Genomic DNA, 21072 nt, shown 5'->3' on the forward strand with positions numbered 1-21072 from the left:
GCCGCAAGCGTTCGGCTGGCTGGCTCCTCGGCGAGGATACGCCGCGCGCCATCGGCTTCGGCGCGCTGCTGCTGGAATGGGGCCAGACGGCCCAGTCGCTGAATGACGCGCTCGACGGCGACAAATTCGCGCCGCCGCTGCTCAGCGCCGCCGAACTGAAAGCGGCAGCCTCTGGCAGGCTCGCCGATGCGCCGGATGCCGTGCGGGCCGATGTTCCAGACTGGTGCGCGCCGCTCCTCGATCAGGCCTATGGCGATGCCTGGGTCGAGGAAGGGGCGGCGCTTGCGATGCGTCCGCCGCTGGACCTCAGGGTCAATGCCTTGCTGGCCGACCGCGGCAAGGTGCTGGCTGAACTCCAGGGCACGGGTGCAGCACCTGCGGCCATCGCGCCGCACGGCGTCCGCATCCCGCCGATCGACGGCGACGGCAGGCATCCGAACGTCCAGGCCGAGCCCGCCTTTCAGAAAGGCTGGTTCGAGGTGCAGGACGAAGGTTCGCAGCTTGCGGCAGCGCTTGCCGGAGCTTTACCCGGCATGCAGGTGCTCGACTATTGCGCCGGCGCCGGCGGCAAGACGCTGGCGCTCTCGGCCGAGATGGACAATCGCGGCCAGCTGTTCGCCCATGACGCGGAGAAGGTGCGGCTGGCGCCGATCTTCGAGCGCATCCGCCGCGCGCACAGCCGCAACATCCAGATCGTCAGCAAGCCCGCCGAGCTCGCGCCGCTTTCCGGGCACATGGACATCGTGCTCATCGACGCGCCCTGCACCGGCAGCGGCACCTGGCGGCGGCGGCCCGACGCCAAATGGCGGCTGACCGACAGACAGCTCGATGCCCGCAAGGGCGAGCAGCAGGCGATCCTCGACACGGCGCAGGCTTTCGTGAAGCCGGGCGGACTGCTCGTCTACATCACATGCTCGGTGTTCGATGCCGAGAACGGCGAGCAGGTCGCGGCTTTCCGCGAGCGCCACGGCGACTTTGCGCCGGTCGACCATCGCACGCTTTGGGACAGCCATTTCCCCGGCCATGAAGGCGAAGCTCGCATCGGCGACGCCGGCGGCATCTCGCTGTCGCCGGCGCTCAGCGGCACCGACGGATTCTATTTCCACGCCTTGCGTAAGGCGGCCTGAGGGGCAGACGGCGTTTTGCTGCGCTGCAACATAAGAGATTGCCTGTCTTGCCTGCCTCTGCAATAAGCTTCGCCAGCAAAAGTGAAGGCGAAGGCCATGGCAGCCAAGATCGTACCCGCTCCCGACTATGAGGATCGCGTCAGGACCTCCTTTGCCCGCCAAAAGGCGATGGCCACCATTGGCGCGGAGCTGACGCTGGTCACGCCCGGCATCATCGAGATCGAGATGCCTTACGCGCCGTCGCTCACCCAGCAGCACGGCTTCCTGCATGCCGGCGTCATCTCGACCGCGTTGGACTCGGCCTGCGGCTATGCCGCGTTCTCGTTGATGCCGCAGAATTCCAGCGTGCTGACCATCGAATTCAAGGTCAACCTCCTGGCACCGGGCAGGGGCGAGCGCTTCCTGTTCCGCGGTTCGGTGACAAAGCCCGGCCGCACCATCATCGTTGCCGACGGCCAGGCCTATGCCTTTGCCGCCGACGGCGAGGCCAAGCTTATCGCGACGATGACCGGCACGATGATGACGGTTGTCGGCCGCGACGGGATAGAAGGGTGACTCATGGCGAGCGCTGCGCGGATAGGGGAAAAATCCGTTCTCTTCGTCATGGCGGCGGAGGCCGAATACGGCCCGCACCTCAAAGAACTGTTCACGCCGCTGATGACCGGGGTCGGTCCGGTCGAGGCCGCCGTGCGGCTTGGTGCCGAGCTTGCGACACTTAAAGCTCAGGACGCGCTGCCGGATCTCGTCGTCTCGCTGGGGTCCGCGGGCAGCCGCACGCTCGAGCAGACCGAAATCTACCAGGCCGTGTCGGTGAGCTACCGCGACATTGATGCCTCGCCGCTCGGTTTCGAGAAAGGCGCCACGCCGTTCCTCGACCTGCCGATGACGGTGCCGCTGCCCTTCGTCATTCCCGGCATCAAGAGTGCTGCGCTCTCGACCGGCGGCGCGATCGTCACCGGCGCCGCCTATGACGCGATCGACGCCGACATGGTCGACATGGAAACCTTCGCCTGCCTGCGCGCCTGCCAGTTGTTCGGTGTGCCGCTGATTGGCCTGCGCGGCATTTCCGACGGCGCCGCCGATCTGAGGCACGTCGGCGACTGGACGGAGTATCTGCACGTCATCGACGAGAAGCTGGCCGGAGCAATAGGGTTGCTGGAGCAGGCGATTGCGTCCGGCGCGATCCGCCTTACCTAAAGGCCGTGAATGGACCGAAAGCCGCAGCGCGCCACCATTGCGCCGAATCGGTTCTTTCTTTAAAGGCTCGCCATGACGACACATCCCGACACCGTTCTCATCATCGACTTCGGCAGCCAGGTCACGCAGCTGATTGCGCGGCGCGTCCGCGAAGCCGGGGTCTACTGCGAAATCGTTCCGTTCCAGTCCGCCGCCGAGGGCTTTCGCCGCATCCGGCCGAAGGCCGTCATCCTGTCGGGCAGCCCGCACTCGACCGTCGACATCGGTTCGCCGCGCGCGCCCGACGAGGTCTTTTCCGCCGGCATTCCGGTGCTCGGCATCTGCTATGGCGAGCAGACGATGTGCGCCCAGCTTGGTGGCAAGGTCGAGGCCGGCCATCATCGTGAGTTCGGCCGGGCCTTCCTGGAGATCGAGAGCGATTGCGCGCTGTTCGACGGCGTCTGGGCCAAAGGCACGCGCCATCAGGTCTGGATGAGCCATGGCGACCGGGTCACCGCCATTCCCGCCGGCTTCAAGATCGTCGGCACCTCCACCGGCGCGCCCTTCGCCGCCATTGCCGACGAGGCGCGCAAGTTCTACGCGGTGCAATTCCACCCCGAGGTCGTCCATACCCCGGATGGCGCGAAGCTGCTTGGCAACTTCGTCCACCACATCGCCGGTCTCGCCAGGGGCTGGACCATGGCCGCCTATCGCGAGCAGGCGGTCGAGGCGATCCGCAAGCAGGTCGGCAAGGGCAAGGTGATCTGCGCGCTGTCGGGCGGCGTCGATTCCTCGGTCGCAGCACTCCTCATCCACGAGGCTGTCGGCGATCAACTGACCTGCATCCTCGTCGACCACGGCCTGATGCGCAAGGACGAGGCGAAAAGCGTGGTGGAGATGTTCCGCCAGCACTACAACTTGCCGCTGATCCTGGTCGACGCGTCCGACCGTTTCATCTCGGCGCTCGAAGGCGAGAGCGATCCGGAGAAGAAGCGCAAGACCATCGGCCGGCTGTTCATCGAGGTGTTCGAGGAAGAGGCAAAAAAACTCGGCGGCGCCGATTTCCTGGCGCAGGGCACGCTCTATCCCGACGTCATCGAAAGCGTCTCCTTCTCCGGCGGCCCTTCGGTGACGATCAAGTCGCACCACAATGTCGGCGGCCTGCCCGATCGCATGAATATGAAGCTGGTCGAGCCGCTGCGCGAACTGTTCAAGGACGAGGTGAGGGCGCTGGGCAAGGAGCTCGGCCTGCCCGAAAGCTTTATCGGCCGCCATCCGTTCCCCGGTCCCGGCCTTGCCATCCGCTGCCCGGGCGGCATCACGCGCGAAAAGCTGGAGATTCTACGCGCGGCCGACGCCATCTATCTCGACGAGATCCGCAAGGCCGGCCTCTACGACGCCATCTGGCAGGCCTTCGCCGTGCTCTTGCCGGTGCAGACCGTCGGCGTGATGGGCGACGGCCGCACCTATGAGTTCGTCTGCGCGCTGCGCGCCGTGACTTCCGTCGACGGCATGACGGCCGACTTCTACCACTACGACATGGCCTTCCTCGGCGCCGCCGCCACCCGCATCATCAACGAAGTGAAAGGCATCAACCGCGTCGTCTACGACGTGACGTCCAAGCCGCCTGGAACCATCGAGTGGGAGTGACGGAGGGGCAAACGGCGGCAATAGCGTATCTGCGGCGGCAGTTTCGGCGTCGGGCAAATTGTTTTGCGTCAGTATCTCACTTCCGCTGAACTAGCATTCTCCATCTCCGATCTGGCAAGTCCGATCTGCGACTATGCACCTGATGAAGTAAAGTCCTTTCAAAAAGGGGAGAGGCCTTTAGCGTAGAGCGGCGTGCATAAAGGCGAGTCTTCTTTGCGCTGCATGTCATTCCGGCCGACTTGACCGCCAACCTTTTTTGACTCGCCGCCCCGGTCGCGCAGTGTGCACACAAAGCCCGCAGCTAGGCCCTTCAGGTACCGACGTCGGCGACAACCGTTCCCGAGACGGGATCGGTCACGCCGAGGTCGCCGCCGAGGTCCTCCAGCATGTCGCGCATCGTATCCAGGAGCCCGATCATTTGCGGCCGTGCCGCCGCGAGGCTGTCCATGTCGTTCCACTCGCCGACGATGCAGAAGGTGCGGTCGCCGGTCTTGATGAGCGCGCCCTTGCGAAAACCCTTGACGTCGAGGGTCGCCTTCTTGTGCGCGTCGATGAACGCCTGTTCCTTGCCGGGCTTGGTGCGGAACCGAACGACGTTGTAAGCAGTCATGTCTTCCTCCAATCGAAAATTGTCGCCTAAAGAACCTTAAGGACGTGCCTCGAGCACCATGTTGAACGGCGTCTCGGTGGCGCGGCGGAACCGCTTGAAGCCGCCGCCGGACACCACCTTGCGCAGCCTTGCCTCGCCGGCCTGTGCGCCGAGCCCCAGCCCGACCTCCTGGGAAAGCGAGGCAGGCGTGCAGATGAAGGTGGAGGCGGCGTAGTAGATGCGGCCGACCGGGTTGAGGTTGGCCGAAAGCTGGTCGTTGGCGAAGGGCTCGACGATCATCCATGTGCCGTCCGGCTTCAGCGCTTTGTGCACATGTTTGGCCGCGCCTTCCGGATCGCCCATGTCGTGCAGGCAGTCGAAGAAGGCGACAAGGTCATAGGTGCCAGGGAAATCCTTCGCCGGCGCCACCTCGAAGCGCGTGTTGCCGGCAACGCCGGCCTCCTTCGCCGCGGAGCGGGCGCGCTCGATCGACGGGGCGTGATAATCGAAGCCGGTGAAGCGCGAGTTCGGGAAGGCCTTGGCCATCAGCACGGTCGATGCGCCATGGCCGCATCCGACATCGGCGACATCTATGCCGCGCTCCAGCTTCTGGACGACGCCGTCGAGTGCCGGCAGCCACCAGCCGATCAGATTGGCGTTGTAGCCCGGCCGGAAGAAGCGTTCGGTGCCGCGGAACAGGCAAGCGCTGTGATCGTGCCAGCCGAGCCCCTTGCCGGAGCGGAAGGCCTGCCTGACCTTCTCCTCGTCCAGCCACAGCGTCGAAACGACCTCGAACGCGCCGGCCATGAAAGCCGGGCTGTCCTCGTTGACGAAGACCTGCTCTTGCTCGGGGTTGAGGTAGAAGCTGTCGCCGGCCTCGTCATACTCGACATAGCCGGCTGCCGCCTGCGCCGAGAGCCATTCGCGGACCAGCCGTTCCTGCGTGCCGGTCCTTTTGGCGAGCTGGCCGGCGGTCATCTTGCCGCCCTCGCTCATGGCCGAGAACAGGCCAAGCCTGTCTCCCAGCAGTACCGCCGCTCCGGTGGTGATGGCGCCGAGATCGCCGACCATCTTTCCCAGCAGTGCCTCCAGTTTTTCCTGATTGGGCTGATTGTCCTTGTTGCGCTCCAGCATCGGCTATCTCCTCCAGCTCGATCCCAAACACCAGGGCGACAAGCCTGCTCCCGCCACCAGGATGGCCTCGCCGTAACAGTCCATTGTTCGCCCCGTAGCGACCGCCTGTTACAGCTTCACAGCAACGTGACCGCTGCCTGAAAATTCTCAGCGAGAGCAGGGACCTCAAATCGCCGGTGCATCAGAGCAAACCTGCTAGCTCAGGAACCGCGGTCGGCGTGTGGCGTCCGGACCAGTAAGCTGAACAGTGCTTCTCTCACGCCGATTTCAAAACGTGGGTGTCGTCGAAGTCCGCGAGCTTCGGATAAGCGATAGTGGGGGCATGCGCGAGGCTGAGGACGCGTTCACGGTAACGATCGAGGCAGACCCGGCGTTCGCCGTCGCTGGCGCGCACTGGTGCGTGCGCAAGGAAAGGCTCGATCACCGTGAAGCCGACAAAGTAGAGCATCCCGTGGTTGATTGGGAACAGGATTGCGTCGATTGAGCCGTTCAGTCCTCGGCTCGAATAGATCGGCGGCGGTCCGCCGATTGTGACGGAACACATCGCGCGCTTTCCCGCGAAGACGCCGCGATCATACCATTTGCCGCCACCATAGATCCTGCCGCCCGACGCGAACACTCGGTCAACCCAGCCCTTGAGGATCGCCGGCAGCCCGAACCACCAGAGCGGAAACTGCAGGATCAAGACGTCGCACCAGAAAAGCTTGTCCATCTCCGCCTGGATGTCTGGAGCAAATCCGTCGTGGGCGGCCGCATTCGCCTCCTCAGCCTGCTGGCGGTAGTAGGTCGCGTCGCGCACGGTCGTGAAGTTGCGGCGATCTGATACTGGATTGAAGCCCATGGCGTAGAGATCGGATACGACGACCTCGTGTCCGGCCGCAGACAACACCCCCTGCGCCGTGCGGGTCAGGGCGCCATTGAAGCTGTTGGGCTCGGGGTGGGCGTGAACGATGAAGATGCGCACCGTGCTGTTCCCACTCGATCGAAATGTTCATTTTCCAGATACCGAAAGGGTTCGCTCGGCGACATAGTCGAGCGAGAAAGCACCCGCCCCGCGCGTCAGCACAAGCAGCAGCAGCGACGCCCACAGCAGGTGCTCTGCCCAGTTTTCCGGATAAACGAAGATCTGGATGACAGACACGACGCCGAGCAGCATCAGCGCTGCAAGGCGCGAAAACAGCCCGAGGAAAATCAACACCGAGCCCGTGAGTTCTGCGGCCGTCGCGAGCGGCGCCGCGATCGACGGATCGATGAACGGCAGATTGTATTCATTGGCAAACAGTTGCAGCGTCACCGGCCAGGATGCCAGTTTCGATTGCGCGGATTGCCAGAAGACATGTCCGACCGCGACACGGGCCGCGAGCTGGATCAGCGAAAATGGAATGCGTTCGGGCAGCGTGATGATGCGCCGGCAGACGCCGACCAAGCCGCTCGGGCTGGTCGAGGGATGATCTGAAATTGCGGTCATGACTGTCTACATCAGTTTGAGAGGTTATGCACGGTGATGCGCACGTTTGTGACAAGCCCGTCAGCGAACAGTCGCACGAGCGCGGACACGAGGTCGAAGTTCGGTTCGAGCGCGAGCGCGCGGCTTGCACCATGTTCGAGGCCGAGGCCGTGCTTGAGAGAATGCCGGAAGGCGAAGTCGGCTCGGTCGAGGAGAACCAGGTGGACGCTGTTCCCGGTCCGCCACAACGCCACGCGTTCGGGACGTCTCGCCCAAGTGCAATGCCGATCGACTGCTGTGCCCTGCTGGTGCGCCGTCCACAGCGACAGAATCGACCAGTGTGAAACGATCAGCCTGAGCGATGGCTGCAGCAGGATATCGGGTGAAGGCCCCAGGTCGATTTTGTCATAGTCCGCAAGGCTGCGGGGTGGCAGCGAAGCCGTATCGAGTGCCTCGGCGATGGCCCATTCGAGCCGCGCCGTTTCGGCGACGATCGGCATGTCGGACAGCGTGTCGATCGTCTTCAGGAAGCGCGGGAAGCCGGCGCCGTAGCGCGACAGCCGCGACTCCACCGGCGGATGGCGTCGGATGAATTCGCTCGCCACGAAACGGAAGAAGCGTTCGTCGACCAGGCGCACGGTGACGGGAAAGACCGCCATCAGCACCGCGGTGAGCGAACTGCGCGTGTTGTTCTGGTAGATGCGCAGGCGGGCCAATGGATCGGCCTTGCCGGCGGTCAGCATTTTCGCGGAGACCATTGGTTCGATGGCAAGCACCGAGCGCGCCATGGTGGTCTGCAGGTTTTCAAGCGGCAACATCGTATCCTCCTTCCATTGGCGTCAACGCTACCGGTATGGCTGCTCCGGCCTTTGCGGCAGCGAATGCTGCCAGCACCGGCATGCTGGTCCCCACACTTTCGAAGGGGGTCAGGGACATCGGTCGGGGTTTGGCTGCCTCAGCGTGTCTCGCAGCCTGCTCGCGGTTGAACATGATCGAAGCGGTGAGCATGTCGGCCCACATGGCTTCGCCAAGCAGCACATCCAGAACCGGGACATCGGTGTCCCATTCGATCAACGTCGGGCGCGGTCCGAGCCGACCTATGGCATGCTGGTAAAGGCTCCAGACGACCGGCGGCACACGCGAGCCATGATCGTCGATGAGCACGGTGTCGGCCCCGACCTGGTTCGTCGCATGGCCGGCGAGATGGATCTCGCCGATGGCATCGGCCGGCAGCGCATCGATGAAGGCTCTGGCATCATATTGCAAATTGTGCGCCGAGACCTGGACATTGTTGACGTCCAGCAACAGGCCGCAGCCCGTTCGCGCCACAAGCTCGGCCAGGAATTCAGCCTCGTTCATCGAGGAGTCGGCAAAGGCGACGTAAGCGGACAGATTTTCGATCAGCACCTGCCGCTTCAGCGTATCCTGGACGGTCGCGACATTGCGCGCCACGATCGACAGCGCCTCTTCGTCATAGCGCAGCGGCAGCAGATCGTTGAGGTAGGCGCCGTCGGCGACGCTCCAGGCAAGATGCTCCGAAACGAGATCGGGCTGGAAGCGCTCGCACACCCTGCGCAGCCGCTCCAGATGATCGGGGTCCACTCCTCGCGCGCTGCCCAGCGACAGGCCGACGCCGTGCACCGACAGCGGATAGGTCTGGCGCAGTCGTTCCAGCGCTTCGACGCCGGCGCCGTCTCCCATGTAATTCTCGGCATGAACCTCGAGCCAGCCTGCGGAAGGCCTGCGGGTCAGCATTTCACCGATGTGAGAGGAGCGAAGACCGATGCCCGCTGATGCGGGGATCGGGAGGGGCTGCAACGCACGGGACATCGGTCTGCTCCCTTCAAGGGGTTGGCGTGAAGTCTGGATGGTTCAGGCTTTCGGCTTGTCGCTGCCGCCGGTGATCTTGGCGCAGCTGCCGGCGGGCACGTAGAGCCAGGAATCCGGCTGGTTGTCGGCGGTGGCGGTGCCGGCGCAGGAATGCGTCGCGGTCTGGCAGTCGTTCTGGCCGGCCTTGACGACGCCGTAGCATTTCTCGAAGGCGAAGCCGGGCTTGGCGGCGGGGCCGCTGTAGGCCGCCGTAGCGGCGAGCGAAGTGGCGGCCGCGAGGGCCGATCCGATGAGGGTTTTGGTGTTGATCACGGTCGTATCTCCTGGTTGCGTTTCGAGTGAAAGACTGGCCTTGCGACCTGTCTGCAGGCAGTGTCCCCGATCCGGATGCCGAGCTGAAATGCTGTCTCGGCATGGATTTGATACGCGGTCACTATGCTGAAGCGGCTGCACGCAAAAAGCCCTCCGGCGGGGCACCGGAGGGCTTGGCACCTGCATTCGGGAGTATGCGAAGCAGGCGCGGCCAGGCGGGAGGGAGACGCCTAGACGTATCGGATTTTGCCGTCGGCGGCCGAGCATTCGCCTGCGGCGGAATGCTCTGCGAAAAGCCAGTCGCCGGCGCGTTCGCGTCCCCGGTCACCCATGTCGGTCAGTTCACCCCAGTCGGTCCAGGGCCTTGTGAACAGTGCCGCGCCGGCGCGGTGTTGGCGGTCGAAGATGGCGTGGGTTGGGGCGCACTTCATCGCACAAGGAGTGGCGGCGAGGCGGCGATCCGCGCACGGCGTCGTGAACAGTGTCGGCTTGCCGGTGACCACCAGCCGATGACCGGTGTCCAGCTGCAGCGCCGGCAAAGCCGAAAGGTCGCCGTCGCCCCAATAGCTGTCGCCGTCGATCTCGACCGGCGGGAAGAGGAACGGGATCGTGGCGGCCGCAAGGATCGCGTCGATCGACAACTGATCGCCGGCGAAGATCTTCACCGCATCGGTGCGGGCATTGGAGGCCAGGATGCTCAACTGCAGCGGGCGGTTCTTGTCGCGGATTACCGCAATATCGATCGACTGTTCCAGGATCGATCGCAGCGGGCTTGCTGCATCGGCGGCAAACATCGATGCGTGGCTGACGCGTCGCCAGAAGTTGGCGAGCGCCGTCCGCGAGCCGCGCCGGCCGCCCAGGGCCAGGCCATAGGCCAAGACCGCGGCCTCCATCGCGCCGAAGCCGGACGCAGTGATGTTGCAGATGGAAAGGCTGGGTTCGTCAAGCAAGCGGTCGAGGACGCCCCAGACGAAGGCGCCGTGCGCGTCGCTCGCTAGGAAAATGTCCACAATCCGCCGGTCATCCACTGCAGGTCTTGCAATGAGGGCTTGGTCGGTCTCGGTTCCGGTCTGGATATGCATGTTTCAGTCTCCGTCCCCAAAACGCCGGGCTGGGCGTTTGATGGAAAGACTGCCGCAACTCCTTCCGTCGGCGAAATGCCAAGGTGGCATGAACTCCATAGGCAGATTGCATTGGCTGCGACCGCCCACGCGCAGCAAGCTTTTGTCAGGCAGGCGAAAATCCCGGGATCTTGCTTTGAACCCGCACCAAGGCGGTCGCCTCAGCACAAAAGGAGCGCGTCATGAGAATACGAATTGCGTGCCTGGGGGCGATTGCCCTCGGTCTTCTTGCCGGGGCGGCTTGCGCCGACGCCTTCAGCGACCTGGCCGCCTTGCCCACCTTCTATACGGACGCCGGGATGAAAACGATGAAGCCGATGGCCGGGTTCAAGAAGGCCTGGTTTGCCATGTCAAAGCACGACCGCGTCACGATGATCAAGGCTTGCAACGACCCGGCAATGAGCAAGCCCCACGCGCAATTCTGCGCCAACGTGCTCGCCCTGGGCGGCGCTAATTAGCGGTGGTGCCCCAAGCATCCGCCGGAGGAAGAGCCGGCATGAACTCTATACGCAGATGGCATTGGCAAGTTGGCGGCCGGTTGCAGCAAAGTCCATCTCGGCAAGGAGGAACCACAGAGTTTTAGATTGCTGCCGATCATTACCGCAGTCGTCGATGGGACGATTGCTCAACCCCAGAGAAGGATCTTACCATGAATATCAAGGCCATCTGCCTCGGCGCTTTTGCACTTTCCGTCCTGAGCGGCGTTTAGTTCGCCGGCGCGCTCGACGAGCCGTCCAACATGCAGCCCTTCTTCACCGACGCCAGCATGAAGACGATGAAATCGGATGCCGACTTCAAAGCAGCCTGGGGCGCCATGTCGAAGGACAAGCAGGATGCCATGAAGAAGGAATGCAACGACGCGGCGATGAGCAAGCCCCATGCCGAATTCTGCGTGAAAGTTCATGAGCTCGGCGGCAACAGCTGAACATCACCCGGCTTTCCAGATCAGAACCGAGCGCGATGGCAAGCAACTTGCTCGCCATCGTCTCCTATGTCCCTGCAAAGCCTTCACTGGCGCCGACCTGCGCCAGCCAATGACGGTATGCTATGAACTTCATAGCATCGATGCATTGGAACGATGATGTCTTTTGCGCAAAGGTTCGTTTTAGCAAAACGCAACGTGGAGCAATCGGCATGGACGTTCATCACATCCGCTATTTCCTGGCCGTGTGCGAGACGCGAAACTTCACGCGCGCCGGCGAAAAGTGCAACGTCACCCAGCCGGCACTGTCGCGCGCCATCCAGCAGCTGGAGGACGAGGTCGGCGGCCTGCTGTTTCGCCGCGAGCGAAACCTGACTCACCTGACCGACCTGGGCGCGCTGCTGCGCCCCCGGTTTCAGCAGATCCTCGACGAATTGACCGGAGTGCGGCAGGAGGCTTCGAGATTCTTGTGCCTGGAAAATGCCAACCTCAAGGTTGGCGTCATGTGCACCATCGGTCCGCGCCGCTTCACCGGCCTGCTGGCTGATTTCAACAGGCGCCAGCAAGGCATCCAACTGCAGCTGGTGGAAGGTGTGCCCGCCTCGCTCTCGCAACTGCTCGAATCCGGTGAAATCGATGTCGCCATCATGGCGTCCAGCGACAGTTTTCCGGAACGGTTCGATGTCACGCCGCTCTATCGCGAGCGCTTCGTCCTGGCCTTTCCAAACGGCCATCGGCTGGCCCGCAACGACAATGTCGCGATCTCCGAGCTCGACGGCGAGAACTATCTGAGGCGGTTGAACTGCGAGTATCGCGATCATCTCGCCGGCCTGTGCAACGACCGTGGCGTCAAGCTCAGGATCTCCTATGCGAGCGAGCGCGAGGACTGGATCCAGAACATGGTTTCAGGTGGTCTCGGAATCTGCTTCATCCCGGAGTTCAGTGCGGTGATCCCGGGCTTGCAGGTCCGGCCAGTCATCGATCCCGAGGTCTGGCGGGAAGTCTCTCTGGTGGTCGTGGCCGGGCGCAGGTTCTCGCCGGCGGCATCTGCCTTCGTCAACAGCGTCAAGGCGCATGGCTGGCCGGAAAGCGCCATCCCTCAGGCGCTTCGCAAGACGGCGGCCTGAAGAAAAACTGCAGAAATGATGGTTGCGCGCCGCAAGTCCTGTTGTGCGCCTTTTCGTGCCACTCGCGACTGCCGACGATAGTTTTCAGGTATCGATTTAAGAGCCAGTCAGCATTTCTCTTTCTTCTAGGCTGCCGTCACTGTCCCTTCATGCCCCGCCTCTGCGATTGGGCACTGACAAAGGAGAAATGACATGGCTTCCAAGACTATTGCATTGCGGGCGCCGCTGAATCTGGCGCTGACACTCGGACTGCTTACCGCGACCGCTGCGTTTTCCGTGGCCCCGGTTTTTGCCGGCGATTGCCCCGCCGGCCAGGTGGCCACGGCCGACATCCAGGAGCATCCCGCCAAGCCGGTCGGCGTAACCGACACGGTTCTCTCGGCAATCGACCTGAGCAGCAAGGGCGAAGCCTGGAAAGGCAACATGCTGCGCTTGCGCAAGCTCGTCGTTCAGCCCGGCGGCGTCGTGCCGTGGCATGAGCACAATGTCCGCCCGGCCAACATCCTGATCGTCGAAGGCTCGATCACCGAATATCGCAGCACCTGCAAGGTCGGCATCGAACATCCGGCCGGCGACGTAACCGCCGAGTTCGGCCAGCTCGCCCATTGGTGGAAGAACAACGGCAAGGTTCCGGCTGTGCTCTATTCGGCCGACGTCCTGCCGCCTGCGATGCACGACGATCACATGATGTGATCCTCCACTCGACAGCGATCTTTTCATGACTGGCATCTGAAAGCGCGTCCTCGGGTGATCGCCCGGGGACGTGCGCAACGGGAGCTTCCTGCCATGACAACAAGCGAACACACCGAACCGACGCGGCTTCGCATGGTTGCCGCGGACAGCTGGCGCTTCGGCCTGATAGCGCTGATCGCGTTTCTCACGCTTGTCGATCTGTTCGCCACCCAGGCCATCCTGCCTTCACTGGTTATGAAATTCGGCGTCAGTCGAGCAACCATGGGCTTGGCGGTCAATGCCAGCACGTTCGGCATGGCGGCGGCAGGGATCGCGGTCGCTCTCTTCGGGCGCGGCATCGATCGGCGCAATGGCATCTGGATCAGCCTAGCGGTGCTGGCGATACCGACGACGCTTTTGTCGCTCACCGACAGCATCGTGATCTTTGCCTTGTTGCGCGTCGCCCAAGGCTTGTGCATGGCGACCGCGTTCACGCTGACAATGGCCTATCTCGCCGAACACTTTTCCGCGCGGCAGACGACCAGCGCACTCGCGGCCTATGTGACCGGCAACGTCGCCAGCAATTTCTTCGGACGGCTGATGTCGGCCGCCGTCGCTGACACGTTTGGCATCTCCACCAACTTCCTGACCTTCGCAGCTCTCAATCTGATTGGCGCTGCCCTCGTCTGGCTCACCCTGCAGAAGACATCTGCAATGATGCGCGCCGACGCCAAGAGCGAGCGTGCCCGCGCCGCCTGGAAGGGCCCGTTGATGAACGTCGAGCTGCGTGCCTGCTTCACCATCGGCTTCCTGATCCTCTTCGTCTTCATAGGCACCTTCACCTACGTCAACTTCCAACTCGTCGCTGCGCCGCTATCGCTGTCGCCGATGGCGCTGGGGCTGGTGTATTTCGTCTTCCTGCCTTCCATGCTGACCACACCGCTCGCCGGGAGGGTTGCCGCGAGGCTCGGACCAAGGATCGGGATCGGCGCAACACTTGCATTGGCCATCCTGGGTTTGCTTCTGCTTCTGACAAGCAGCCTGCCGGTGGTCCTTTCAGGAATGGCGCTGGTCGCCATCGGCACCTTCCTGGCGCAGGCAATCGCCACCGGGCATGTGAGCCGCACTGCGTCGCGCGACCGCGCCGCTGCGAGCGGCATCTATCTCGCCTCCTACTATGCGGGCGGGCTCATCGGCAGCTTCGTTATCGGACAGGTCTACGACCGGATTGGCTGGACCGCATGCGTGGCTGTGCTCGCCGCAGTCATCGCATGCGCCATCGCGGTGGCGCGCGTGCTGCAAACACCAAAGACCTGAGACTTCAAAGACCAAAACTAGGCAATCCAACCAAGGAGACTGACATGAAAAGCTACGTGAAGACCATGATAGCCGGCGCCGCCATGATGATGGCCGTCGTCGCCCAAGCGGCCGCTTCAGACGGTGTCGTCACCGTGAAGAGCGACTATTCCGTCGCCGAAACCGTCGCCCGCATCAAGAAGGATGTCCTCAAGAAAGGCATCAAGTTCTTCGGCGTCATCGACCAGGCAAGGCTTGGCAAGAATGCCGGCAACGACGTCAAGCCGTCGCGGCTGGTGATGTTCGGCAATCCGGCGCTCGGCACGACCTTCATCACCTCCAATCCCGAGGCCGGTCTCGACTGGCCCGTCCGCGTCCTGGTCTACCAGACCGCTGATGGGGCGGTTTACGCCGCCTACAGCGATTTCGACTGGATCGCCAAGCGGCATGGCATCACCGACCGGGAGGCGCAGTTCAAGATGGCGACCGAAGTCATCCAGTCCGTGACCTCGACGATCAGAAAGAACTGAGTGCGGATGACGTGAAGGAGATCCGCCGCCGGGCATGCGAAGCAGCCTGCTTCTCGCGACAAGGCTACTCGGCGGCGGACAACGCCTTCGCCCGTTCGCCGAACCATCGTTTCTGCGTGGCCTCGCGCACCAGTGCGCCAACCGCCGGCGAATGCCTGCGGCCGCGCACGGTGACGAGATTGACCTCGCGCCAGAATTCCGGCTCGGTGATCGGCAAGGGCACCACGCCCGGGTGCTTGGCGGTATGTTCGGGCATGAAGCCGAAGCCAAGTCCGGCGGCGATCATCGCGAGTGTCCAATCGTCACGATCGCTCCAGTAGACGGGGCTGACAGTGACGCCCTGGTCGGCGAGAATGGCATCCGCGTAGCCTGCAAACTCGCAATTGTTGCGGTGGATGTAGCTCTCATTGCTCATATCCTTCACCCGCACGCTCCGCTGGTTGGCTAGGCGATGGTTCAGATGGACGGCCATCACCATCTGTTCCTGGAAGAGCGGAAGCGAGTGCACTTCCTCGTCGGGCACGTCCGACGGCAAGGCATAGATGGCGGCCTCGAGGTCGCCTTCGAGCAGCCGTCGCCGCAAGCTCTTGGCGTCTGAATCGCAAAGGTGAAGCTCTACGCCGGGGTGATGCCCACGCACGGCCGCTATCAGCTCGATGATCTCGTCCGGAGCGATTGTGCTCATGATGCCGACCCTGAGCGGTGTCTTCTTCAGATGCACATACTGCTCGGCAATCTGCTTTGCCTGGCGGGAGTTCTCGAACACACCCTCGAGATAGGTCTCGACCATGCGGCCGAGCTCGGTGAGATGGGTGAAGCGGCGCTCGCGGTGGAAAAGCGCCCCGCCGAATTCGTCCTCGAGCAGTTTTATGGCGCGCGAGAGTGCCGGCTGCGTGACGTTGCACTGCTCGGCCGCCCTGGTGAAATTCAGTTCCTTGGCAACGGCCAAGAAGTATCTGACCTGGCTAATCTCCACTGCACGCTTCCCCCGGGGGCGCCCAAGCGGCGCGACCCGCGTTGCCGGGCGATCTTACTAGCTGCCCTAGCGTCAAACAACCCGATCCCAGAGATCCACTTCCTCGCCGCACCGGTCAGACCGTCGGCTATCGAATCCATGTCTCAACGGCATTTCCGCTGCTTCGGGCTGCTCGCCATACTTGATCAGGATTTCAGACCAGGGCGCGCAAGCCCGTTGCCCGCAGCCGTTTGCTGGTCAAATCGGCCGCGGCTTCAACAGAAGGAAACGACGATGCTCAAGGGAAAGACGGCGCTGATAACAGGCTCGACCAGCGGCATCGGCCAAGGCATAGCCGAAGCCTTCGCGGCAAAGGGCTGCAACATCGTTCTCAATGGCTTCGGCGATGCCGATGAGATCGAACGCCTGCGGGCGAAGCTGGCCGCCGACCACGGTGTGACCGTTCGTTACCACAATGCGGACATGAGCAAGGGCGGCGCGATCACCGCCATGATGGACAAGGCCATCGCCGAGTTCGGAGCCATCGACATCCTGGTCAACAATGCGGGCATCCAGCACGTGGCGCCGATCGACGACTTCCCGATCGAGAAATGGGAGGCCGTCGTGGCGATCGATCTGATGTCGTCATTTTACACGATCCGGCGCGCCTTGCAGGCGATGAAACAGCGCAAATGGGGCCGCATCATCAATGTCGCCTCGGCGCACGCCCTCGTCGCCTCGCCATACAAATCCGCCTATGTCGCCGCCAAGCACGGCGTCGCCGGCCTGACCAAGACGGTTGCTCTGGAAGTGGCCGAGCAGGGCATCACGGTCAATGCGGTTTGCCCCGGCTATGTGCTCACCCCGCTGGTGGAAAAGCAGATACCGGACACCGCCAGGGCGCGCGGGATCACCGAACAGCAAGTGATCAAGGACGTGCTCCTGGCCGCACAGCCGACCAAGCAGTTCGTAACGGTTGAGCAGGTTGCGTCGCTCTGCCTGTTCCTGGCCTCGGACGATGCGGCCTCGATCACCGGCGCCATCATGCCGATCGAAGGCGGCTGGACTGCCCACTGAAAACGGCAACGAGGAGCGCAAAAGCCATGAACAAGATCACCCGAAATCCCTCGACGTCGGAGCCCGTGCCGGAGGCCGGCCATGTGGCCGACGGTTCGGTCAAGCGACAGACGGTGTTGGTGCTGCAGGGCGGCGGCGCTCTCGGAGCCTATCAGGCCGGCGTCTACCAGGCGCTCGTCGAGGGCGGGATCGAAACGGACTGGGTGATCGGCACTTCGATCGGCGCCATCAATGCGGCGCTGATCGCCGGAAACGAGCCGCAGGACCGCCTGCCGAAGCTGCGCGAGTTCTGGGACGGCGTCAGCCGCAGCAGCCCGCTCGACGAGTTCTTCCGGATGATGGTTCCGAGCAACATCTTTGCCAATATGGGCACGGTGATGCGCGGCATACCGGGCTTCTTCGAACCGAACCCAAGCGCCATGTTCGGGGTCAATCGCGAGGTGGGTGTGGAGAATGCCTCCTACTACACCACCGATCCTCTCAAGCGGACGCTGGACAATCTGATCGACTTCGATTGTCTCAACCGTCGCCGCACGCGGCTGACGGTCGGCGCGGTCAACGTCAACACCAGCGAGCTCAAGTATTTCGACAGCAGCCAGATGCCGTTGTCGGTGGCGCACATCATGGCGTCGGGCGCCCTGCCGCCGGCCTTCCCGGCAGTCTGCATCGACGGCGAGCCCTATTGGGATGGCGGCATCTATTCGAACACGCCCATCGAGGTGGTGCTCGACGAGCGTCCGCGGCGCGACGCGCTGATCTTTGCCGTCAACATGTGGCAGCCGCGCGCGACGGAGCCGAAATCGATCTGGCAGGTGATGGGACGACAGAAGGATCTTCAATACGCCAGCCGCGGCCGAAGCCACGTTGCCCGTCAGGAGCAACTGCATCGTCTGCGCCACGTCGTGCGCGAAATGGGAAAGCTGGTCCCCGAGGAGCGGCGCGACGATTCGATGTTCAAGGAACTCGCATCCTATGGCTGCCCCTCTGTCATGCACCTCGTTCGGCTGCTTTCGCCGCGCCTGGACGGCGAAGACCACACTAAGGACATCGACTTCACGCGCACCGGAATCCGAACACGCTGGCAGGCCGGATACGAACATGGCCAGCGCGTCCTCTCGGAAAAGCCGTGGCAGTGCGAGGTCGACATGTTGCAGGGCATCGTGATCCACGAATCGCAAGAGTGACGGACCAGCGCCTCGGAAACGATGGAGAATACCGATGCAGATCATCACTCCCGGCATGCGGCTGATCCCCGAGGCGGTGCTTGCCAACAACGCTGCCCTATTCCGCACGATTCCGGAGACGCCTTCCCATGCGGACGCATCGCTGCATCGCGTGGTCATTGTCGGCGGCGGCGCGGGCGGACTGGAGTTGGCGACGCGCCTTGGCCGCAAGTTCGGCAAGCGGCGGCTTTCTGTCACGCTGGTCGACCGCAACCGCACCCATATCTGGAAGCCACTGCTGCATGAGGTGGCATCCGGCGCCTTGAACGCGTCGCATGACGCTGTCGAATACATCGCCCATGCCAGCCGGCACGGCTACCGATACCGCATCGGCGAGGTCGTCGGCATCGACCGTGCCAAACGCCAGGTCTTTGTCGCGCCCAGCTTCGACGATGACGGCCGGCAGGTCATCCCGCCGCGTGTGCTGGGCTACGACACGCTGGTCATGGCCGTCGGCAGCGTCAGCAACGATTTCGGCACGCCGGGCGCCGCGCGTCACGCCATTTCGCTGGATACCGCGGAGCAGGCCGCCCGTTTCAACAAGCGCATGATCGACGCGTGCCTGCGCGCCAACGCGCAATACGAGCAGCTTTCGCCCGGTCAACTTCATTGCGTCATCGTCGGCGCCGGGGCCACCGGCGTGGAACTTGCCGCGGAACTGCACAAGTCGATGCGGGAGGTTGCATCGAACAATCTCGACAACATCGATTTCGAGAGATTGATCTGCATCACCATCGTCGAAGCCGGGCCGCGGATACTTCCGGCCCTGCCGGAGCACATCGCACGAGCTTCGGCACGTCTGCTGGTCAAGCTCGGCGTGCAGATACGATGCGGCATCCGGGTGAGCGAGGTGACGGAGGACGGCGTCAGGCTCGGCGAAAAACTGTTCGTGCCGGCCGAACTCGTGGTCTGGGCGGCCGGGATCAAGGCGCCGGACTTCCTGAAAGGGCTAGACGGCCTCGACACCGATCGCATCAACCGCCTGATGGTGGACGAGACCTTGCGGGCTGTCGGAGACGAGAACGTGTTCGCGATTGGAGACTGCGCGAGCTGCGTCCTGCCGGGGCATGACGACGCCCTGCCGCCGCGGGCCCAGACAGCCCACCAGCAGGCCGATCATCTGGTGAAAGTCATTTCAGCGCGTCTCGCGGGACAGGCCGCGCCGGCATTCCGCTACCGCGACTACGGTTCGCTGGTCTCGCTGGCCGACTACGGCGCGTTCGGCAGCCTGATCGGCGGACTGAAGATCGAAGGCCTGCTTGCAAGGCTCGTCTATCGCTCGCTCCACAAAATGCATCTCACGGCGGTGCATGGGCTTGCGAAGACCGCCCTGGCTGCGATCGGCGAGACGATAGCCAGGCGCGCCAGGCCTCGGATCAAGCTTCACTAGCACGGCGGAGGCGGCGCGATGGAAAGGTATGATGTGGTCATCCTTGGCGGCGGCAATGCCGGAATGGGGGTCACGGTGGCGACGCGCGCTGCAGGTCTCTCCGTCGCCATGATCGAAGCCCGCGACCTCGGCGGCACATGCCCCAATCGCGGCTGCACGCCAAAGAAAGTGCTCGTCGCCGCGGCCCATGTGCTGGATGTGATCGAACGGGCCGATCGGCACGCGATCACTGTCGATGCGCCGAGGCTTGACTGGCGAGCCCTGATCGAACGGGAGAAGGACATCATCAGGGACATCCCGTCCCGGCTGTCGGAACTGATGGCCAGGCGTGGCGTCGATGTCATCCACGGCGAGGCTGCATTCGTCGGCAGCAACGCCATCCGAGTCGATGGCCGCGAACTCGAGGCCAGGAACATTGTCGTCGCCACCGGCTCGATACCGCGCTCGCTGCCAATTCCGGGCGCCGAGCATCTGACGATCTCAGACGATGTCCTGAACGACCCGGTGCTGCCCCGTGCGGTCGTCTTCATTGGCGGTGGCGTCATTGCTTTCGAACTGGGCCAAGTCTTCGCGCGCGCCGGCGTCGATGTGACCATCCTGGAGGCATTGCCGCATCTGCTGGCGGCATTCGATGCCGATGCCGTTGCGCAGATTCGTGGCGAAAGCGAACGAATAGGCATACACGTCCGCACCCTGGCCTGGGTCAAAAAGATCGACAAGGTCGACGGGCGATTGCGCGTCACCTTCGCCGCGGATGGCGCAGAGTGCACCGTGGACGCGGACCGGGTTGTAAATTGCGCCGGACGCGTGGCCAATGTCGAGCGGCTCGACCTCGGGGCCGGTGTCATCGTGCATCGCGAAGGCCGCATCGAAATCGACGATCATCTGCGCTCGCGCTCGAATCCAGACGTCTATGTCTGCGGCGACGCGGTGTGGAATTCTCCGCAGCTTTCGCCGGTAGCGACCTATGAGGGCGGAATCGTTGGCCGCAACATCGTCGATGGACCAAGACACCGGCCGGACTACAGCCAGATAGCTGCATCCGTTTACACCGTGCCGTCCTTGGCAAGTGTGGGACTGAGCGAGGCCAAGGCGAAAGCGCAAGGGCTTGGCGTGAAGGTCTATGTTAACGACATGCGAAGCTGGCTCTCCGCGAGGACTTATGCCGAGACCATGGCGTGGTCGAAGATCATCGTCGAGGAATCCACCGACAAGATCGTTGGCGCCCATATTGTCGGCCATGCCGGCGAAGAGCTGATCCATCTCTTTGCGTTTGCTATGAAGCACGCCATCACGGCATCGCAGCTTGCCGACATGGTCTACGGTTTCCCAACCTTCTCTTCGGATATCAGGAACATGTTGTAACGAATTGAGGTCACGCGGCGAACAGAATACGAACCTCGCCTGCCTTGATGCTCGCAAGGCATCAAAACCATGCAGGAAAAGCATGGCCGTGGCCGAGGGGCATCGATGATAGGCTGCGTCAGATCGATG

At 63.2% G+C, this 21072-nt stretch carries 22 protein-coding genes and 1 pseudogene; 14 read left to right on the plus strand and 9 right to left on the minus strand.

Annotated elements, in window-relative coordinates; genetic code table 11:
* The 4 genes from DH10_RS21955 to guaA all read left to right on the plus strand — a co-directional run.
* The coding region (locus DH10_RS21955; protein WP_192385309.1) for an RsmB/NOP family class I SAM-dependent RNA methyltransferase at positions 1 to 1127 on the plus strand (1127 nt) is incomplete at its 5' end.
* A gap of 96 nt (positions 1128 to 1223) precedes the next feature.
* Positions 1224 to 1682, plus strand: coding sequence for a PaaI family thioesterase (locus tag DH10_RS21960; protein WP_040973884.1), 459 nt, complete (start codon positions 1224 to 1226; stop codon positions 1680 to 1682).
* Positions 1683 to 1685: 3 nt separating this feature from the next.
* Positions 1686 to 2324, plus strand: coding sequence for a 5'-methylthioadenosine/S-adenosylhomocysteine nucleosidase (locus DH10_RS21965; RefSeq protein ID WP_192252671.1), 639 nt, complete (start codon positions 1686 to 1688; stop codon positions 2322 to 2324).
* 72 nt (positions 2325 to 2396) lie between these two features.
* Complete coding sequence (gene guaA, locus DH10_RS21970; protein WP_192252674.1) at positions 2397 to 3953, plus strand: glutamine-hydrolyzing GMP synthase; 1557 nt, start codon at positions 2397 to 2399, stop codon at positions 3951 to 3953.
* 310 nt (positions 3954 to 4263) lie between these two features.
* Here the strand turns inward: guaA and DH10_RS21975 are convergent, their stop codons facing one another.
* The 8 genes from DH10_RS21975 to DH10_RS22010 form a co-directional block, all read right to left on the minus strand.
* Positions 4264 to 4563 (minus strand): putative quinol monooxygenase, encoded by a 300-nt coding sequence (locus DH10_RS21975; RefSeq protein ID WP_192252677.1) that lies wholly within the window; start codon positions 4561 to 4563, stop codon positions 4264 to 4266.
* Positions 4564 to 4599: 36 nt separating this feature from the next.
* A complete protein-coding gene (locus DH10_RS21980; protein ID WP_192252680.1) occupies positions 4600 to 5676 on the minus strand; it encodes a class I SAM-dependent methyltransferase in 1077 nt (358 codons plus the stop codon).
* 256 nt (positions 5677 to 5932) lie between these two features.
* Positions 5933 to 6640 carry an NAD(P)H-dependent oxidoreductase gene (locus DH10_RS21985; RefSeq protein ID WP_192385310.1) on the minus strand — a complete coding sequence of 236 codons (708 nt, stop codon included), beginning with the start codon at positions 6638 to 6640 and terminating at the stop codon, positions 5933 to 5935.
* 27 nt (positions 6641 to 6667) lie between these two features.
* Entirely contained in the window at positions 6668 to 7144 is a 477-nt protein-coding gene (locus DH10_RS21990) for a DoxX family protein (protein ID WP_192252686.1), read from the minus strand.
* Between the two features lie 11 nt (positions 7145 to 7155).
* Positions 7156 to 7941: an HvfC/BufC N-terminal domain-containing protein gene (locus DH10_RS21995; RefSeq protein WP_192252702.1), complete on the minus strand. Its 786-nt coding sequence runs from the start codon at positions 7939 to 7941 to the stop codon at positions 7156 to 7158.
* Complete coding sequence (bufB, locus tag DH10_RS22000) at positions 7928 to 8953, minus strand: MNIO family bufferin maturase (protein WP_246506309.1); 1026 nt, start codon at positions 8951 to 8953, stop codon at positions 7928 to 7930. Before bufB ends, DH10_RS21995 begins: the two co-directional genes overlap by 14 nt.
* A 42-nt stretch (positions 8954 to 8995) precedes the next feature.
* Positions 8996 to 9265: a BufA1 family periplasmic bufferin-type metallophore gene (locus DH10_RS37965; RefSeq protein WP_127283463.1), complete on the minus strand. Its 270-nt coding sequence runs from the start codon at positions 9263 to 9265 to the stop codon at positions 8996 to 8998.
* A 230-nt stretch (positions 9266 to 9495) separates the two neighbouring features.
* Positions 9496 to 10347, minus strand: coding sequence for a patatin-like phospholipase family protein (locus tag DH10_RS22010; protein ID WP_192385311.1), 852 nt, complete (start codon positions 10345 to 10347; stop codon positions 9496 to 9498).
* 221 nt (positions 10348 to 10568) lie between these two features.
* On the opposite strand from DH10_RS22010, the gene DH10_RS22015 reads away from it, so the two are divergent.
* From DH10_RS22015 to DH10_RS22040, 6 genes and pseudogenes are all read left to right on the plus strand, one after another.
* The gene (locus DH10_RS22015; RefSeq protein ID WP_192252708.1) at positions 10569 to 10844 is read left to right on the plus strand and encodes a hypothetical protein; all 276 of its coding nucleotides are present in this window, start codon (positions 10569 to 10571) and stop codon (positions 10842 to 10844) included.
* 191 nt (positions 10845 to 11035) lie between these two features.
* Positions 11036 to 11311, plus strand: a pseudogene (locus DH10_RS22020) (hypothetical protein).
* 209 nt (positions 11312 to 11520) lie between these two features.
* Entirely contained in the window at positions 11521 to 12435 is a 915-nt protein-coding gene (locus DH10_RS22025) for a LysR family transcriptional regulator (RefSeq protein WP_192252710.1), read from the plus strand.
* Positions 12436 to 12627: 192 nt separating this feature from the next.
* The gene (locus DH10_RS22030; protein WP_192252713.1) at positions 12628 to 13128 is read left to right on the plus strand and encodes a cupin domain-containing protein; all 501 of its coding nucleotides are present in this window, start codon (positions 12628 to 12630) and stop codon (positions 13126 to 13128) included.
* 93 nt (positions 13129 to 13221) lie between these two features.
* Positions 13222 to 14424, plus strand: coding sequence for an MFS transporter (locus tag DH10_RS22035; RefSeq protein ID WP_192252716.1), 1203 nt, complete (start codon positions 13222 to 13224; stop codon positions 14422 to 14424).
* A gap of 44 nt (positions 14425 to 14468) precedes the next feature.
* Positions 14469 to 14933, plus strand: coding sequence for a DUF302 domain-containing protein (locus DH10_RS22040; protein WP_192252719.1), 465 nt, complete (start codon positions 14469 to 14471; stop codon positions 14931 to 14933).
* A 64-nt stretch (positions 14934 to 14997) separates the two neighbouring features.
* On the opposite strand, the gene DH10_RS22045 is transcribed toward DH10_RS22040, so the two are convergent.
* Positions 14998 to 15909: a LysR family transcriptional regulator gene (locus tag DH10_RS22045; protein ID WP_192252722.1), complete on the minus strand. Its 912-nt coding sequence runs from the start codon at positions 15907 to 15909 to the stop codon at positions 14998 to 15000.
* Between the two features lie 273 nt (positions 15910 to 16182).
* Between DH10_RS22045 and DH10_RS22050 the strand changes: the two genes are divergently transcribed.
* From DH10_RS22050 to DH10_RS22065, 4 genes are read left to right on the plus strand one after another with little or no spacing between them, the layout of a single operon-like run.
* A complete protein-coding gene (locus DH10_RS22050; protein ID WP_192252725.1) occupies positions 16183 to 16965 on the plus strand; it encodes a 3-hydroxybutyrate dehydrogenase in 783 nt (260 codons plus the stop codon).
* Between the two features lie 26 nt (positions 16966 to 16991).
* Positions 16992 to 18149: a patatin-like phospholipase family protein gene (locus DH10_RS22055; protein ID WP_192252728.1), complete on the plus strand. Its 1158-nt coding sequence runs from the start codon at positions 16992 to 16994 to the stop codon at positions 18147 to 18149.
* A gap of 34 nt (positions 18150 to 18183) precedes the next feature.
* Entirely contained in the window at positions 18184 to 19578 is a 1395-nt protein-coding gene (locus DH10_RS22060; RefSeq protein ID WP_246506311.1) for an NAD(P)/FAD-dependent oxidoreductase, read from the plus strand.
* An 18-nt stretch (positions 19579 to 19596) separates the two neighbouring features.
* Positions 19597 to 20943: a dihydrolipoyl dehydrogenase family protein gene (locus DH10_RS22065; protein WP_192385312.1), complete on the plus strand. Its 1347-nt coding sequence runs from the start codon at positions 19597 to 19599 to the stop codon at positions 20941 to 20943.
* Positions 20944 to 21072 lie beyond the last annotated feature (129 nt).

The organism is Mesorhizobium silamurunense, assembly GCF_014843825.1.
Classification (GTDB): Bacteria; Pseudomonadota; Alphaproteobacteria; order Rhizobiales; family Rhizobiaceae; genus Mesorhizobium; species Mesorhizobium silamurunense.

Bases quoted from the DNA above. Each gene is read 5' to 3' on its own strand.
- DH10_RS21960 (WP_040973884.1), top strand. From the start codon at position 1,224: ATGGCAGCCAAGATCGTACCCGCTCCCGACTATGAGGATCGCGTCAGG.
- DH10_RS21965 (WP_192252671.1), top strand. From the start codon at position 1,686: ATGGCGAGCGCTGCGCGGATAGGGGAAAAATCCGTTCTCTTCGTCATG.
- guaA (WP_192252674.1), top strand. From the start codon at position 2,397: ATGACGACACATCCCGACACCGTTCTCATCATCGACTTCGGCAGCCAG.
- DH10_RS21975 (WP_192252677.1), bottom strand. From the start codon at position 4,563: ATGACTGCTTACAACGTCGTTCGGTTCCGCACCAAGCCCGGCAAGGAA.
- DH10_RS21980 (WP_192252680.1), bottom strand. From the start codon at position 5,676: ATGCTGGAGCGCAACAAGGACAATCAGCCCAATCAGGAAAAACTGGAG.
- DH10_RS21990 (WP_192252686.1), bottom strand. From the start codon at position 7,144: ATGACCGCAATTTCAGATCATCCCTCGACCAGCCCGAGCGGCTTGGTC.
- DH10_RS21995 (WP_192252702.1), bottom strand. From the start codon at position 7,941: ATGTTGCCGCTTGAAAACCTGCAGACCACCATGGCGCGCTCGGTGCTT.
- bufB (WP_246506309.1), bottom strand. From the start codon at position 8,953: ATGTCCCGTGCGTTGCAGCCCCTCCCGATCCCCGCATCAGCGGGCATC.
- DH10_RS22010 (WP_192385311.1), bottom strand. From the start codon at position 10,347: ATGCATATCCAGACCGGAACCGAGACCGACCAAGCCCTCATTGCAAGA.
- DH10_RS22015 (WP_192252708.1), top strand. From the start codon at position 10,569: ATGAGAATACGAATTGCGTGCCTGGGGGCGATTGCCCTCGGTCTTCTT.
- DH10_RS22025 (WP_192252710.1), top strand. From the start codon at position 11,521: ATGGACGTTCATCACATCCGCTATTTCCTGGCCGTGTGCGAGACGCGA.
- DH10_RS22030 (WP_192252713.1), top strand. From the start codon at position 12,628: ATGGCTTCCAAGACTATTGCATTGCGGGCGCCGCTGAATCTGGCGCTG.
- DH10_RS22035 (WP_192252716.1), top strand. From the start codon at position 13,222: ATGACAACAAGCGAACACACCGAACCGACGCGGCTTCGCATGGTTGCC.
- DH10_RS22040 (WP_192252719.1), top strand. From the start codon at position 14,469: ATGAAAAGCTACGTGAAGACCATGATAGCCGGCGCCGCCATGATGATG.
- DH10_RS22050 (WP_192252725.1), top strand. From the start codon at position 16,183: ATGCTCAAGGGAAAGACGGCGCTGATAACAGGCTCGACCAGCGGCATC.
- DH10_RS22055 (WP_192252728.1), top strand. From the start codon at position 16,992: ATGAACAAGATCACCCGAAATCCCTCGACGTCGGAGCCCGTGCCGGAG.
- DH10_RS22060 (WP_246506311.1), top strand. From the start codon at position 18,184: ATGCAGATCATCACTCCCGGCATGCGGCTGATCCCCGAGGCGGTGCTT.
- DH10_RS22065 (WP_192385312.1), top strand. From the start codon at position 19,597: ATGGAAAGGTATGATGTGGTCATCCTTGGCGGCGGCAATGCCGGAATG.